Origin of the sequence: Pseudomonas sp. UME65, assembly GCF_014170225.1 — a bacterium.
GTDB lineage: Bacteria > Pseudomonadota > Gammaproteobacteria > Pseudomonadales > Pseudomonadaceae > Aquipseudomonas > Aquipseudomonas protegens.
Map to the genome: position 1 here is coordinate 1 of NZ_LZZQ01000009.1, position 13,874 is coordinate 13,874.

A 13,874-nucleotide genomic window follows, 5' to 3' on the forward strand; every position below is an offset into this window, starting at 1 on the left:
CCCTAAACTTGGCTCAGCAATCGTTGGTTACATCTTTGATTTCTCGCGGAGTAACTTGTGATGCTGATAATCTTTTTGACTATCAGTCTGACTCCACAAGCACCCACACGAATTGCTTGATTCAGTTGTTAAAGAGCGGTTGGTTAAGATCTTTCGTCTCAACCGAGGCGCGCATTCTACAGCAGCCTCATTTGCTGTCAAGTGATTTTTTTAAGAAGTTTTCAAAGTTTCCTTTTTAACTTCAACCACTTGCGCCTCCGATCTCTCGTTAGCGGGAGGCGAATTCTACAGCGTTACACGCTGCTGTCAACACCTCTTTTCAACCGCTTTCGATCGAGAGGATCGAATCGTTAATAAGGCGAAAACTGACTGCCTTACCAACTGCTTCTGGCTTCGATGAACTGAAGCGTAACCGCTGTCGAAAACTGCGTAACTCGTTGAATCTCAAGGAGTTTTCCGTTTCGACTGCGCCGGAAGTGGGGCGAATTATAGACCTGTAGAATCTGCCGTCAAGGGTTAATTTGCATTTTCTATGATCAGCCGCAAAACAGCCCATTCGCAGCTTCTATATAGAGGCGTAAAAAAGACCATGCGCACTATATTGCTCATCCGTGATTAGTTGAGCATCATGTTCCAGGTGCCCCTCCCCCAACACTCTGGATGACCCCTTGCATGAATGACCAACCGCGCAGCCTTGCCTCGACCCTGTTTCCGGTGGGGCTGCTGCTTATTGCCATGGCCTCGATTCAGTCAGGAGCCTCACTGGCCAAGAGCATGTTCCCAATCGTTGGCGCACAAGGAACCACAACCCTGCGGCTGATTTTCGCCAGCATCATCATGCTGCTTCTATTAAGACCCTGGCGCGCCAAGTTCACCACCAACACCCTGCGCACCGTGATCATCTACGGCATGGCCCTGGGCGGCATGAACTTCCTCTTCTATATGTCCCTCAGGAGTGTCCCTCTGGGCATCGCCGTCGCCCTCGAGTTCACAGGCCCCCTCGCAGTAGCCATCTATGCGTCACGCAAGGCCATAGACTTCCTGTGGATCGCTCTGGCTATCGTCGGGCTGCTACTGCTTATTCCCACCGGAGCCACAGAAACAGCCATCGACCTGGTCGGTGCAGGCTATGCACTGGGGGCCGGGGTCTGCTGGGCGCTGTACATACTCTTCGGACAGAAGGCCGGAGCCGAGAACGGCATTCAGACCGCCGCCCTGGGCGTCATGATTGCCGCTCTCTTTGTCGCCCCCATAGGCATAGTCCATGCCGGCGCCGCACTACTGACTCCCTCCCTGATCCCGGTTGCCCTGGGAGTCGCCATCTTGTCCACAGCCCTCCCCTATAGCCTGGAGATGGTTGCCCTGACTCGCATGCCAGCCCGGACCTTCGGCACCCTGATGAGTATCGAGCCCGCTTTCGGCGCGCTTTCCGGCCTGTTGTTCCTCCACGAGTACCTGTCCCTGTCCCAGTGGACGGCAATCGCCTGCATCATCCTGGCTTCCGTAGGCGCCACCATGACCATGCGCCGCGAGGCCAAACCAATAGTTGCAGTTGATTGAGATTCAACTCTGGTAATTGGTGCTCATTTAGGCCATGTTTAGCCGGCTACTCAACGTCGCCCAGGGAGTTGCCGGACAGGGATATCGCACACGCAAAAGACGACAGGTAATGCAGTCACACTCGGACGCCAGATCCGGGGCTAGCGATAAGGACGGGGATGAAACGATTTTTGATACTGTTGGCCGTACTTGCAATTGCAGGCTGCGCGGCTACCGCGAAAACCGAAGTCAAACGGGGCAAGAAAGGACTCCACATCAACTGCTCGGGTTTATCTTCTTCCTGGGAAAAGTGCTACACCAAGGCGACTGAGTCCTGCGGCCCCAAAGGCTACAAGGTCATCGCCAAGTCCGGTGATGCCGTGGAAGACCCAGGCGACTACCCCTTCGGCCTGAACCCTGCCGGCTACACCAGCCGCAGCATGATCGTCATCTGCAAATAGCCTTGCCGGTCAACTTGCGGGCAGCCGCTCCAGCTGCCCGATGATCTGCTCATGGCTGGACGCCAGTACCTGATGCTGAATGGCGGGGTTCACCAGCATTCGCGCTACCACCAACGCGCCAACGCACTGGGACAGGATCGACCAGGCCAGGCTTTCGCTGCCCAGAGTCTGCGCCCAAGCCTGGTGCAAGCGGCAGATCCAGTCCTGCGCCTCCTGCCGCACCTCTAGGCTCCCCCGGGCAATCTCCGCACCCAATGCCGGCAGTGCGCAGCCAGCACCCGGCTGTTGCAGATGCGCCACGCTCAAGTACTGCTTCAGGCAGCGACGCAACTTCTCCTGATTCTGCTGCCCCTCCCCGCCCAGGCGCGCCAGGCTCTGGCTCAACTCGCGCTCGACAATCGAGCTGAACAATTCGTCCTTGGAGGTGAAGTGGCTATAGAAAGCCCCGCCACTCAGGCCAATGGCTTTCATCAAGGCATCCACCCCCACAGTGGAAAAACCTTCGTTCTTGGCCTGCGCCGCGCTGCTTTGCAGCAGACGCTCGCGGGTTTCCTGCTTGTGACTGGCTGAATAACGCATTCCCTGACGGGCTCCCAAGTTTTCTTGACGACGGAAAAATCATAGCATAACGTTCGTTTAGTTAACGATCGTTTACCAAAGAGCGAACCTCCCATGACTGCAACCTTGAACAAGAACAAAGTCGTACTGGTAGTGGGTGCCGGCGACGCGACCGGCGGTGCCATTGCCAAGCGTTTCGCCGCCGAAGGCTTTGTTGCCTGCATGACCCGCCGCAGCGCGGACAAACTGCAACCCCTGGTGGACGCCATCCAGCAGTCCGGCGGCCAGGCCCATGGTTTTGGCTGTGATGCACGCAAAGAGGAGGACGTGATCGCGCTGATCGAGCAGATCGAAACCCAGATCGGCCCTATCGAGGCCTTTGTCTTCAATATTGGCGCCAATGTGCCCTGCAGCATTCTTGAAGAAACCGCACGCAAGTATTTCAAGATCTGGGAAATGGCCTGCTTTTCGGGCTTTCTCAATGCCCGGGAAGTGGCCAAGCGCATGGCCAAACGCCAACGCGGCACTATTCTGTTCACCGGCGCCACCGCAGGCGTACGCGGTGCCGCCGGCTTTGCCGCCTTCGCCGGGGCCAAGCACGGCATTCGCGCCCTGGCCCAGAGCATGGCGCGGGAACTGGGCCCCCTGAACATCCATGTCGGCCATGTCATCGTCGACGGTGCCATCGACACCGATTTCATCCGTACCAGCTTTCCCGAAAAATACGCCCTCAAGGACCAGGACGGCATCCTCAACCCCGAGCATATCGCCGAAAACTACTGGTACCTGCACAGCCAGCCCCGGGACGCCTGGACCTTCGAGCTGGACCTGCGCCCGTGGAACGAACGCTGGTAAGGCCTTCTCCAATAACAACAATCAAGGAGTCTGAAACATGAGCAAAAAGGTGGAGTTCTTCTTCGACCTGGGCAGCCCGACCTCATACCTGGCCTATACTCAACTGCCAAAAATCTGCGCCGAAACCGATAGCCAGCTGGTGTATCAGCCCATGCTGCTGGGCGGGGTCTTCAAGACCACCGGCAACGCTTCCCCCATCAGTGTTCCCGCCAAGGGCCGGTACATGCTGCACGACCTGGCGCGCTTTGCCCGGCGCTATGGGGTGGAGCTCAACTTCAATCCGCACTTTCCCATCAATACCCTGCTGCTGATGCGCGCCACCACCGGGGTTCAACTGCGCCTGCCGGAACGTTTCGGCGAATTCCTCGACTGCCTGTTCCGTGCGCTCTGGGTGGACAAACGCAACCTCAACGACCCGGCCACCATCACCCAGGTCCTGGAACAAGGTGGCTTCGACCCGCAGCAGATCCTCGACCTGAGCAATGACGAAGAGGTCAAGGCCGCCCTCAAGGACAAGACCGAACAGGCGTTGCAAAAAGGTGTGTTCGGCGCGCCCAGCATGTTCGTGGGAGACGAACTGTTCTTTGGCCAGGACCGCCTGGATTTCGTCCGCGAAGCCTTGAACGCGCCGTAACCTGCCCTGTTCCTGGCAGCGGCCGCGCCATTGCCAGGAACCCATCGCGTGACGTCACCCGCCTTGCGCGGGTGACATCTTTCCTCAGATAGCCGCAGTACGAACCTGCAACCACTCCAGGGCCGGGCCCTCCAGCAGCGGGCTGAGGCGCCGGCGGACTTCGGCGTGATAGCCGTTGAACCATTCGCGCTCATCCTCGGTGAGCAGCGATGGCTCCAGGCAACGGGTATCGATCGGGCACAGGGTGAGGGTTTCGAAGTTCAGAAACTCACCGAACTCGGTCTTGCCCGCCTCACGGTTGAGCGCCAGGTTCTCGATTCGTACGCCCCAGCGGCCAGGGCGGTAGGTCCCGGGTTCGATCGAAGTGATCATCCCCGGTTGCATCGCGGTCTGCGGCGTCGCTGCGGCCTGATAGGCAATCACCTGCGGGCCTTCGTGAACGTTTAGAAAATAACCGACGCCATGCCCGGTGCCGTGCCCGTAGTCCACACCCTCGGCCCAGATCGGTGCCCGGGCGATGGCATCCAGCAACGGCGACAGAATTCCCCGCGGAAACTGCGCCCGGGACAGCGCGATAACGCCCTTGAGCACCCGGGTGCAATCGCGCTTCTGCTCGGCACTCGGCGTCCCCACCGGCACCATGCGCGTGATATCGGTGGTGCCCCCCAGGTACTGGCCGCCGGAATCGATCAGCAACAGGCCATCACCCTCGATCACCGCATGCTCTTCGGGCGTGGCGTGGTAATGGGGCATGGCGCCGTTGGCGTTGAACGCAGCAATGGTATTGAAGCTTAGCGAGACATAACCCGGGCGCCGTTCACGGGCGGCCGTCAGGCGCTCATCGATGGTCAGTTCGGTAATGCGTTCACGCCCCAGGGCGCTGTCCAGCCAGGCGAAGAATTCGCAGAGTGCCGCGCCATCCTGCTCCATGGCCTGGCGAATGTGCTCGGCGTCCGCCAGGCTCTTGCGCGACTTGGCCAGGGTGGTGGGGTTGAGCCCCTCCAGCAGCTTCACCCCGGGGTTCAGGTGCTCCAGCAAGCCCGCGGTGACGCGCGCCGGGTCGATCTGCAACGCTACGCCTTCCGGCACTGCCTGCAAGGCCGCGGACACCTCTGAATAGTCGCGCAGGCTGACGCCATCCACCTCCAGTTGCGCGCGCAATGCCTCATCGACCTTGCTCAAGGCCACGAACAAGATCGCCTGCTGCTGGCTGATCAGGGCAAAGGAGACAAACACCGGGTTGAAGGACACATCGGCGCCGCGCAGGTTGAACAGCCAGGCAATGTCATCGAGGGTAGCGATGAAATGCCAGTCGGCGCCACGCTCCTTGAGAGTTGCGCGCAACGCCGCAAGCTTCTCGACCCGGCTCTGGGTGGCCTGGGGCGGCAGATGCTGATAGACCGGCTGATCGGGCAATGACGGGCGGTCGTTCCAGGCTTCTTGTAGCAGGTCGATATCGGTACGCAAGCTGGCCCCGCGTTCCTGCAGCTTGCTGCCCAGGGTATGGGCCGAAGCCAGGGCCATGACCGCGCCGTCCACCGCCACCACCGCACCTTGCGGGGTCTGTTCGGCCAGCCAGTCCAGGGGCCCGGGCTGGCCCGGTTGCAACTTCACCAGTTCGATGCCGCTGCCCTTGAGTTCCTTGGTGGCCTGCTCCCAGTAACGGCTGTCGGCCCATACGCCGGCAAAGTCAGCGGTCACGATCAAGGTCCCGACCGACCCATGAAACCCCGACAGCCACTGGCGCCCTTGCCAGTAGCCCGGCAGGTATTCCGACAGGTGCGGGTCGGCCGAGGGCACCAGCAAGGCGTGAATGCCTTCGCGGCTCATCAGCTGACGGACATGCGCCAAGCGCTGGGGGACCACTCCATTGGTCGAAGGCTGGGTACTCATTGTGTCTCCTTAACCGGCTTAATCATTGTTATGGAAGATCGAAGTCACTCGACCCTCAAGGTTGTGTTGTGGCCCAGAACGCAGGGGCTGAAGCGGTCGCCGCCTGGATCAGTTGAGCGGCGCGATCCACATCCTGTTCGCTGGTGAAACGCCCGAGGCTCAAGCGGATGGTCCGCGCGGCCTGCCCGGCATCATGCCCCAGCGCCAGCAATACATGGGAAGGCGCATTGCTTGCCGAGTTGCAGGCCGAAGTCGCGGAAAAGGCCAGGGCCGCGCCCAACGCCGCCCCATCAAAACCTCCCTCGGTGAAGGTCAGGCTCAGGGTGTGGGGAATGCGCTGGGTGACACTGCCATTCAAGCGCAGGCCGGCGATACCCGCCAGTTGCTCCAGCAGGCGCCCGCGCAGACGCACGATGGCGGCGGTTTCTTCCTCGAACAGTTCGCCGGCCAGGGCGAAGGCGGCGCCCATGGCCGCGATCTGGTGGGTGGCCAGGGTTCCGGAGCGCAAGCCGCCCTCATGGCCGCCGCCATGAATCTGCGCCTGCACGTGTTGCTGCGCCCGCGGCCCGACATACAGCGCGCCGATGCCCTTGGGGCCATATAGCTTATGGGCCGAGAACGACATCAGGTCCACCGGCCACCGGGCCAGATCGATGGCCACCTTGCCCGCACCCTGGGCGGCATCCACATGCAACAGGGCGCCACGCTCACGCACCACCTGGCCAATGGCCGGAATGTCGTTGAGGGTGCCCAGTTCGTTGTTCACCAGCATCAGCGACACCAGGAAGGTGTCGTCGCGCAGGGCTTCGCTGACCGCTTGCGCGGTGATCAGGCCATCGGCATCCGGCACCAGGTAGGTCACTGCGACCCCGGCCTCCTGCAGTTGCCGGGCGGTGTCGAGCACCGCCTTGTGTTCGATCTGGCTGGTGATGACATGGCCGCCGCTCACGCCCCGGGCCTGCATCACCCCCTTGAGGGCCAGGTTGTTGGATTCGGTAGCGCCGGAGGTCCAGACAATCTGCTCGGGCTGCGCGCCGACCAGTTGTGCCACTTGTTGCCGGGCGCGCTCGACGTAACCCCGCGCTTCCCGGCCAAAGGCGTGTGAACTGGACGCCGGATTGCCGAAATGGGCGTTGAAACCCAGGCACTCCAGCATGACCTGAATGACCCGCTCATCCACCGGCGTGGTGGCGGCGTAGTCGAAATAAAGAGGACGCTTGTTCATGACTGAAAACCCGCAGAGCTTGTTCCAGGATCGGCATATGCTGGCAAAAAGGCGAGGCAGCCACGCGCCGTGCATGGGCGGCGCGGCAACGGCTGGCCTTGAGCAATACCCGATCGGATGCAGTTAAAGAAGAACATCTTCGTTTAAAAGTGCGTAGGAACGCTCCTGCATCGCAGCTTACAGGCTCGAGGCAGCGCCATGAAGCGCCGTTCAACTCATCTTTTCGAACAACAGCGGTGCCAGGGAAAGCACCAGCAAGGCGGCCATCAACAGATTGAACAGGCGCAACCAGCGCGGGTTGCGCAACACATTGCGCAGCAAGCTGCCGCACGCAGCCCAGAGGCTCACCGTGGGCGCATTGATCAGCGCGAACACCGCGGCAATCACCAGCACATTGGTGAAGTAGCCCTGCAATGGGGTGTAGGTACTGATGGCCCCCACTGCCATGACCCAGGCCTTGGGATTGACCCACTGGAACGCCGCGGCGCCCCAATAGCCCAGCGGCCGGCCGTGGTGCTGCTGTTCATCGGACAGCGGCCCGGAACGGGCAATCTTCCACGCCAGGTACAGAAGGTACGCTGCGCCAACGTAGCGCAGCACGCTGTACAGCAGCGGGTAGGCCTCGAACACCGCACCCAGGCCCAGGCCGACCGCCAGCACCAGGACAAAGAAGCCGCAGCTGATGCCGAGGATGTGGGGAATGGAACGGTTGAAGCCGAAGTTCACCCCCGAGGCCAGCAACATGGTGTTGTTGGGGCCGGGCGTGATGGAAGTGACCAGGGCAAACAGGGCGAAGGCCAACAGCAGGTCAGGGGAAAGGCTCATGGGGGCAAGGTCCGGGGCAGGTCGGTCAAGCCTCGACCCTAACCCAGCCTCAGGCTGAAACCCACGGACAGTTGCTGAAAACTTGGACCAGTACAGTTCTTCTCAACTGGCAGGTTGATGGCGACTGATATTACGCTGCGCACTCATTTCACCCTGGCTGTCGAAGCTCGCCGGGCGGCCCAGCAACTCGGCCTTTTTCTGCTGGTATTCATCGAAGGACAAACCGCGCCGGTTCAACGCCTCCATAGCCAGCTCCCGGGTTTCCTGCGCGGTATAGGGCCGCAACTCCGGTGCACCGGGGCTGGCACAACCGGCCAGCACACTGGAAACCAACAACAGCAAGACAGCAGAGAAAGCCTTCATGGCGAGCACCTGGGGCGGGTTGCGAACAATGGACACAGGCTACTCGCGCGCCATCAGCGGCAAAAATCACCCTGCTCGATAGTGGCTATCGATCGTTCCAAGGCCAGGGCGCTGCTTACCCTTATATTCCATAAAACTCTATAAATATGGAAACAAGCTCTTTTGAGGAATAACAACAAGCCTTTATAACAGTCCCATCTCGCCCGCCAACTGTTGCCAGAGCAACTGTTGGCCAGGCAACAGCCGATCAACAAAACAGCGGTTGGGCAACAGCACCCGGCAACTGCAGATCAGCGCAAAACCGCGCCGTACAAGGGCTGCAAGTCTTTGGTACAGCTCTTGCTCCAGAGCCCGGGACCTGCCACTGCTCGTTGAGCCACTGTTTAAAAAGGAACTGATCATGTCCCGCCCCTTGAACGTCGTAGCCCTTTCCGGTGGAACCTGGCGCCCATCGCGCACCCTGGTGCTGACCCAGGCCCTGCTGGCTGAACTGTCCGGGCACCTCTCCTTCAACGCCCACCTGATCGAACTGGGGGATATCGCCCGCCCGGTGGGTGCCGCCCTGTCGCGCCAGGAACTGCCGGCCGAGGTTGAAGCCGAACTCCAGGCCATCGAGAACGCCGACCTGCTGATCGTCGCCGCCCCGGTGTATCGCGGTTCCTATCCCGGCCTGCTCAAGCACCTGTTCGACCTGATCGATCTCAATGCCCTGATCGATACCCCGGTGCTGCTGGCCGCGACGGGTGGCAGCGAACGCCATGCCCTGGTTCTGGATCACCAGCTACGCCCACTGTTCAGTTTCTTCCAGGCCCTGACCCTGCCGATCGGCGTGTACGCCACCGAGGCCGACTTCAGCAATTACCAGATCACCAGCGACCTGCTCAAAGCGCGCATCCAGCTCGCCGCCGAACGGGCCGCGCCGCTGTTTCGCGCCCACCCGACCCACCTGCTGAAAATCGCCTGAGGAGCTGTCATGGATGTGTTCTGGTTTCTTCCGACCCACGGCGACGGCCATTTCCTCGGCACTGCCCAGGGCGCGCGCCCGGTCACCCTCAACTACCTCAAGCAAGTGGCGCAGGCCGCGGACAGCCTGGGCTATCACGGTGTGCTGATTCCCACCGGGCGCTCCTGCGAAGACTCCTGGGTGATCGCCTCGGCCCTGGTGCCCCTGACCGAACGCCTGCGCTACCTGGTGGCGATCCGCCCAGGGATCATCTCCCCCACGGTTTCCGCGCGCATGGCCGCGACCCTGGATCGGCTGTCCAACGGCCGCCTGCTGATCAACGTGGTCACCGGCGGCGACCCGGACGAAAACCGCGGCGACGGCAGCTTCCTCAGCCACAGCGAACGCTATGAAGTCACTGACGAATTCCTGCAGATCTGGCGTCGGGTGCTGCAAGGCGAAGCCGTGGACTTCGAAGGCAAGCACCTGCATGTGCAGAACGCCAAGGCGCTCTACCCGCCCGTGCAGAAGCCCTACCCGCCGCTGTACTTCGGCGGTTCCTCCGAGGCCGCTCATGAACTGGCGGCGGACCAGGTGGATGTCTACCTGACCTGGGGCGAGCCACCGGCGGCGGTGGCGCAGAAACTGGCCGACGTACGCGAACGTGCAGCGCGCAAGGGCCGCACGGTGAAGTTCGGCATCCGCCTGCATGTGATCGTGCGTGAGACCGAGGACGAAGCCTGGAAAGCCGCGGACAAGCTGATCGAGCACATCAGCGACGACACCATCGCCGCCGCCCAGCAGTCCTTTTCCCGCTTCGACTCCGAAGGCCAGCGGCGCATGGCAGCGCTGCACGGCGGGCGCCGCGACCAGTTGCAGATCGCCCCCAACCTCTGGGCCGGGGTCGGCCTGGTGCGCGGTGGCGCCGGTACCGCCCTGGTGGGCAACCCGCAGCAAGTGGCCGAGCGCATCAAGGAGTACGCGGACCTGGGAATCGAGAGCTTCATTTTCTCCGGCTACCCGCACCTGGAAGAAGCCTATCGCTTCGCCGAGCTGGTGTTCCCGCTGCTGCCGGAGCCCTATGCCAGCCTGGCCGGCCGCGGTGTCACCAACCTCACCGGGCCGTTCGGCGAAATGATCGCCAACGACGTGTTGCCCAACAGCCGCTGAAATCCCCAATGCTGTTGCAGGAGCCGGCTTGCCGGCGAAGGCGATCTTCCGGCCCGCTTCGCTGGCAAGCCAGTTCCTGCAGCTCGCAGCACCTTTTCCCGGCCGCCACAACGGCCACGAACGAGGAACACCGCGTGACTGCCAAACCGCAAAGCGCCCTGTTGTCCCCCCTGCAGACCGCCCGCCAACTGGCCGCCGAGTTTGCCCTGACCGCCGTCGAGCGCGACGAGCGCGGCGGCACCCCCAAGGCCGAGCGCGACGCGCTGCGCCAAAGCGGCCTGCTGGCCCTGAGCATTCCCAGCCAGTTCGGCGGGCTCGGCGCGCCCTGGAGCGAGACGCTGAACATCGTCCGCGAATTCGCCCGGGTCGACAGCTCCATCGCCCATGTCTTCGGCTTCCACCACCTGATGCTGGCCACCGTGCGCCTGTTTGCCAAACCCGAACAGTGGCAACCCTGGTTCGAACAGACCGCACGCAAGAACTGGTTCTGGGGCAACGCCCTGAACCCACTGGACACCCGCACCGTGGTCCGGAACCTGGGGGGCTGGCGCGAGTTTTCCGGCAAGAAGAGCTTCTGCTCCGGTGCCAGCGACTCGGAAATGCTCATTGCCTCGGCAGTGGATGAAAGCAATGGCGGCAAGTTGCTGATCGCCGCGATCCCCAGCGGCCGCAGCGGCATCACCCTGCACCACGACTGGAACAACATCGGCCAGCGCCAGACCGATAGCGGCAGCGCCACCTTCGAACGGGTACGGGTGGAGGAGTCGGAACTGCTGCTGGACCCCGGCCCGCTGAGCACACCATTCGCCTGCCTGCGCCCGCTGATCGCCCAACTGACCTTCACCCACATGTTCCTCGGCATCGCCGAAGGCGCCTTCGAAGAAGCCCGGCAGTACACCCTCGGCGAAACCCGGGTCTGGCATAAGTCCAGCGCCCAGGACGTGCGCCAGGACCCCTACATACTCAGCCACTACGGCGAATTCTGGGTCGCCCTGGAAGGCATCCGCCTGCTGGTGGAGCGGGCCGCCGCGCTGCTGGACCAGGCCTGGGCCAAGGGCCCGGCCCTCAGCGCCGAAGAGCGCGGGCACCTGGCCACGGCCATCGCCACCGCCAAGGTCGCCGCCAGCCGCCAGGGCCTGGAGCTGTGCAGCCGCCTGTTCGAAGTCACCGGCGCGCGCTCGACCCACGCCTCCCTGGGCCTGGACCGGCACTGGCGCAACCTGCGCACCCAGACCCTGCACGACCCGCTGGACTACAAGCTTCATGAGCTGGGCGACTGGGCGCTGAACCAGTCCCTGCCAACCCCGACTTTCTACTCCTAGCCTTCTGTTCGACGGAGAGTGCCGATGCAGCTTCTGACCCTACCCCCTTCGCCCGCCCTGGCGACCTCGATCCGCGCCACCGCCCAGGTGTTCGAGGACCCGAAATCCCAGGCCCTGCTGGCGCACCTGCAACAGGTGGCACCGAGCGAAGCCAGCGTGCTGATCATTGGCGAAACCGGGACCGGCAAGGAGCTGGTGGCGCGCCATATCCACAACCTCAGTGCCCGGCGCAACCGACCGTTCGTGGCGGTGAACTGCGGTGCCTTCTCCGAATCCCTGGTGGAGGCGGAACTGTTCGGCCATGAGAAAGGCGCCTTTACCGGTGCCCTCAGCGCCAAGGCCGGGTGGTTCGAAGAGGCCGACGGCGGCACCCTGTTCCTCGACGAGATCGGCGACCTGCCCATGGCCATCCAGGTCAAGCTGCTGCGGGTGCTGCAGGAGCGCGAAGTGGTGCGCCTGGGTTCGCGCAAGAGCATTCCCATCGATGTGCGCGTACTGGCCGCCACCAACGTGCAACTGGAAAAGGCCATCAACGCCGGGCATTTTCGCGAAGACCTGTATTACCGCCTGGACGTGGTCAGCCTGGAACTGAGCCCGCTGCGCGAGCGCCCCGGCGACATCCTGCCGCTGACCCGGCACTTCATCGAGGCCTACAGCCAGCGCCTGGGCTACGGCAGCATCAGCATCAGCCCCGAGGCCGAGCACAAGCTCAAGAGCTACAGTTGGCCGGGCAACATCCGCGAGTTGGAAAACGTCATCCACCACACCCTGCTGATCTGCCGCAACGGGGTGATCCAGCGCGACGACCTGCGCCTGTCGAACATGCGCATCGAACGCGCCGACGACAGCCACCCGAGCCACGACGACTCCGCCGAGGCCCTGCTGGAACGGGCCTTTGAAAAACTCTTCGCCGAACAGGCCGGGGCCCTGCACGAAAAGGTCGAGGATGCCTTGCTGCGCGCGGCCTACCGCTTCAGCCACTACAACCAGGTGCACACCGCCAACCTGCTGGGCCTGAGTCGCAACGTCACCCGGACCCGGCTGATCAAGATCGGCGAACTGGCGGTGAACAAGCGGCGCCCGATCGATGCGCCCAACGAGCGCACCCTGCAACTGTCGATCTAGCCCGGCAGGTCGCAGTGCAAGGCATTGTCGTGGCTACGGGCGATGCTGCTACGCACCTGGAATGAACCGAAGGTCACGGCCTTGGCCTGGTGGGCGAGGATCAACTGCCAGAAATCCTGCTCGCCGCTCTCGAAGCGCCGGAACGCCGCTTCGCCGGCTTCCCGGGATTGCCATTGCAGGTAATTGAGCACCCGCCGGCCATCGTCGCTGGCCTGCACGCTGGCACTCAGAAAACCGCCATAGCCCTGGGCCAGGCGCTCGGTCTGCTCGGCCAGGGCCGATACCAGGGCCTGTTGCTGATGGGGCTCGATCTCGAACTCGATCAATTGGGTAAAGCTGCGGGTCTTTTCAAAGGCGCTCATGGATCACTCTCCACTGGGGGCAAACAGAATATTGCTGTTGAATGCGCCGCAGGGTAAAACCTCTAGTTAAGTCAAGGTCAAGCGTATTTTTCCTCCCGAGGTCCACTGATGATCGAACCCGACTCCCGTCATAAAGAGCTGAGCGTCGGCCAACTGTCGGCCCGCAGTGGCGTAGCCGTCACCGCGCTGCATTTCTACGAAACCAAGGGCCTGATCCACAGCCATCGCAACGCGGGCAACCAGCGCCGCTACCCACGTTCGGTGCTGCGCCGGGTGTCGCTGATCAAGGTGGCCCAGCGCCTGGGCATTCCCCTGGCAGAGATCGGCCAGGCCCTGGCGACCCTGCCCGCTGACCGCGCGCCCACTGCCGCGGACTGGCAGCGCCTGTCGGAACAGTGGAGCCGCGAACTGGACGAACGCATCCGCCAACTGAGCCTGCTGCGCGAGCGGCTGAACCAGTGCATTGGCTGTGGCTGCCTGTCCATGGAAGGGTGCCCGCTGCGCAACTATGGAGATGCCCTGGGAGACGCCGGCCCGGGCGCCCGCCTGCTGGAGCCCGACGCCGCCACCGACACCCCGTAGCCGGCTTCCCTCGCAGG

15 protein-coding genes are annotated in these 13,874 nt (G+C 62.6%); 9 read left to right on the plus strand and 6 right to left on the minus strand.

What is annotated here, in order from left to right; genetic code table 11:
• Nucleotides 1-672: 672 nt before the first annotated feature.
• Together rhtA and A9971_RS07495 are read left to right on the plus strand one after the other, a co-directional pair.
• A complete protein-coding gene (rhtA, locus tag A9971_RS07490) occupies nt 673-1,560 on the plus strand; it encodes a threonine/homoserine exporter RhtA (RefSeq protein WP_011062422.1) in 888 nt (295 codons plus the stop codon).
• A gap of 158 nt (nt 1,561-1,718) precedes the next feature.
• Nucleotides 1,719-2,000, plus strand: a complete 282-nt coding sequence (locus tag A9971_RS07495) for a hypothetical protein (protein ID WP_011062423.1) — start codon at nt 1,719-1,721, stop codon at nt 1,998-2,000.
• 9 nt (nt 2,001-2,009) lie between these two features.
• Here the strand turns inward: A9971_RS07495 and A9971_RS07500 are convergent, their stop codons facing one another.
• Nucleotides 2,010-2,579: a TetR/AcrR family transcriptional regulator gene (locus A9971_RS07500; RefSeq protein WP_011062424.1), complete on the minus strand. Its 570-nt coding sequence runs from the start codon at nt 2,577-2,579 to the stop codon at nt 2,010-2,012.
• Nucleotides 2,580-2,672: 93 nt separating this feature from the next.
• Between A9971_RS07500 and A9971_RS07505 the strand changes: the two genes are divergently transcribed.
• Both A9971_RS07505 and A9971_RS07510 read left to right on the plus strand, forming a co-directional pair.
• Nucleotides 2,673-3,413 carry an SDR family oxidoreductase gene (locus A9971_RS07505; protein ID WP_183001558.1) on the plus strand — a complete coding sequence of 247 codons (741 nt, stop codon included), beginning with the start codon at nt 2,673-2,675 and terminating at the stop codon, nt 3,411-3,413.
• Nucleotides 3,414-3,450: 37 nt separating this feature from the next.
• Nucleotides 3,451-4,047 carry a 2-hydroxychromene-2-carboxylate isomerase gene (locus tag A9971_RS07510; RefSeq protein WP_011062426.1) on the plus strand — a complete coding sequence of 199 codons (597 nt, stop codon included), beginning with the start codon at nt 3,451-3,453 and terminating at the stop codon, nt 4,045-4,047.
• 84 nt (nt 4,048-4,131) lie between these two features.
• Here A9971_RS07510 and A9971_RS07515 read toward each other — a convergent pair whose 3' ends face one another.
• The 4 genes from A9971_RS07515 to A9971_RS07530 form a co-directional block, all read right to left on the minus strand.
• On the minus strand, nt 4,132-5,940 hold the full coding sequence (locus A9971_RS07515) for an aminopeptidase P family protein (protein ID WP_183001559.1): 1,809 nt from the start codon (nt 5,938-5,940) through the stop codon (nt 4,132-4,134).
• Between the two features lie 55 nt (nt 5,941-5,995).
• Entirely contained in the window at nt 5,996-7,165 is a 1,170-nt protein-coding gene (locus A9971_RS07520; protein WP_019092951.1) for a cysteine desulfurase family protein, read from the minus strand.
• Between the two features lie 210 nt (nt 7,166-7,375).
• Entirely contained in the window at nt 7,376-7,990 is a 615-nt protein-coding gene (locus tag A9971_RS07525) for a LysE family translocator (RefSeq protein ID WP_015636467.1), read from the minus strand.
• A gap of 102 nt (nt 7,991-8,092) precedes the next feature.
• The gene (locus A9971_RS07530; RefSeq protein WP_019092950.1) at nt 8,093-8,353 is read right to left on the minus strand and encodes a hypothetical protein; all 261 of its coding nucleotides are present in this window, start codon (nt 8,351-8,353) and stop codon (nt 8,093-8,095) included.
• A gap of 400 nt (nt 8,354-8,753) precedes the next feature.
• Between A9971_RS07530 and msuE the strand changes: the two genes are divergently transcribed.
• The 4 genes from msuE to A9971_RS07550 all read left to right on the plus strand — a co-directional run bounded on the left by msuE (nt 8,754) and on the right by A9971_RS07550 (nt 12,913).
• Complete coding sequence (gene msuE, locus A9971_RS07535; protein WP_015636469.1) at nt 8,754-9,317, plus strand: FMN reductase; 564 nt, start codon at nt 8,754-8,756, stop codon at nt 9,315-9,317.
• 9 nt (nt 9,318-9,326) lie between these two features.
• Complete coding sequence (gene ssuD, locus A9971_RS07540) at nt 9,327-10,466, plus strand: FMNH2-dependent alkanesulfonate monooxygenase (RefSeq protein WP_011062432.1); 1,140 nt, start codon at nt 9,327-9,329, stop codon at nt 10,464-10,466.
• 134 nt (nt 10,467-10,600) lie between these two features.
• Complete coding sequence (locus A9971_RS07545; protein ID WP_011062433.1) at nt 10,601-11,788, plus strand: acyl-CoA dehydrogenase family protein; 1,188 nt, start codon at nt 10,601-10,603, stop codon at nt 11,786-11,788.
• Between the two features lie 24 nt (nt 11,789-11,812).
• Entirely contained in the window at nt 11,813-12,913 is a 1,101-nt protein-coding gene (locus A9971_RS07550) for a sigma-54-dependent Fis family transcriptional regulator (protein ID WP_011062434.1), read from the plus strand.
• Here A9971_RS07550 and A9971_RS07555 read toward each other — a convergent pair.
• Nucleotides 12,910-13,275, minus strand: a complete 366-nt coding sequence (locus A9971_RS07555; RefSeq protein ID WP_152686340.1) for an antibiotic biosynthesis monooxygenase — start codon at nt 13,273-13,275, stop codon at nt 12,910-12,912. The genes A9971_RS07550 and A9971_RS07555 overlap by 4 nt on opposite strands.
• Before the next feature lie 108 nt (nt 13,276-13,383).
• Between A9971_RS07555 and soxR the strand changes: the two genes are divergently transcribed.
• Nucleotides 13,384-13,857 (plus strand): redox-sensitive transcriptional activator SoxR, encoded by a 474-nt coding sequence (gene soxR, locus A9971_RS07560; protein WP_011062436.1) that lies wholly within the window; start codon nt 13,384-13,386, stop codon nt 13,855-13,857.
• Nucleotides 13,858-13,874: the final 17 nt, after the last annotated feature.

What these genes read in the sequence shown, in the direction of transcription:
- rhtA (WP_011062422.1), top strand. Translation starts at nt 673, where the DNA reads ATGAATGACCAACCGCGCAGCCTTGCCTCGACCCTGTTTCCGGTGGGG.
- A9971_RS07495 (WP_011062423.1), top strand. Translation starts at nt 1,719, where the DNA reads ATGAAACGATTTTTGATACTGTTGGCCGTACTTGCAATTGCAGGCTGC.
- A9971_RS07500 (WP_011062424.1), bottom strand. Translation starts at nt 2,579, where the DNA reads ATGCGTTATTCAGCCAGTCACAAGCAGGAAACCCGCGAGCGTCTGCTG.
- A9971_RS07505 (WP_183001558.1), top strand. Translation starts at nt 2,673, where the DNA reads ATGACTGCAACCTTGAACAAGAACAAAGTCGTACTGGTAGTGGGTGCC.
- A9971_RS07510 (WP_011062426.1), top strand. Translation starts at nt 3,451, where the DNA reads ATGAGCAAAAAGGTGGAGTTCTTCTTCGACCTGGGCAGCCCGACCTCA.
- A9971_RS07515 (WP_183001559.1), bottom strand. Translation starts at nt 5,940, where the DNA reads ATGAGTACCCAGCCTTCGACCAATGGAGTGGTCCCCCAGCGCTTGGCG.
- A9971_RS07520 (WP_019092951.1), bottom strand. Translation starts at nt 7,165, where the DNA reads ATGAACAAGCGTCCTCTTTATTTCGACTACGCCGCCACCACGCCGGTG.
- A9971_RS07525 (WP_015636467.1), bottom strand. Translation starts at nt 7,990, where the DNA reads ATGAGCCTTTCCCCTGACCTGCTGTTGGCCTTCGCCCTGTTTGCCCTG.
- A9971_RS07530 (WP_019092950.1), bottom strand. Translation starts at nt 8,353, where the DNA reads ATGAAGGCTTTCTCTGCTGTCTTGCTGTTGTTGGTTTCCAGTGTGCTG.
- msuE (WP_015636469.1), top strand. Translation starts at nt 8,754, where the DNA reads ATGTCCCGCCCCTTGAACGTCGTAGCCCTTTCCGGTGGAACCTGGCGC.
- ssuD (WP_011062432.1), top strand. Translation starts at nt 9,327, where the DNA reads ATGGATGTGTTCTGGTTTCTTCCGACCCACGGCGACGGCCATTTCCTC.
- A9971_RS07550 (WP_011062434.1), top strand. Translation starts at nt 11,813, where the DNA reads ATGCAGCTTCTGACCCTACCCCCTTCGCCCGCCCTGGCGACCTCGATC.
- A9971_RS07555 (WP_152686340.1), bottom strand. Translation starts at nt 13,275, where the DNA reads ATGAGCGCCTTTGAAAAGACCCGCAGCTTTACCCAATTGATCGAGTTC.
- soxR (WP_011062436.1), top strand. Translation starts at nt 13,384, where the DNA reads ATGATCGAACCCGACTCCCGTCATAAAGAGCTGAGCGTCGGCCAACTG.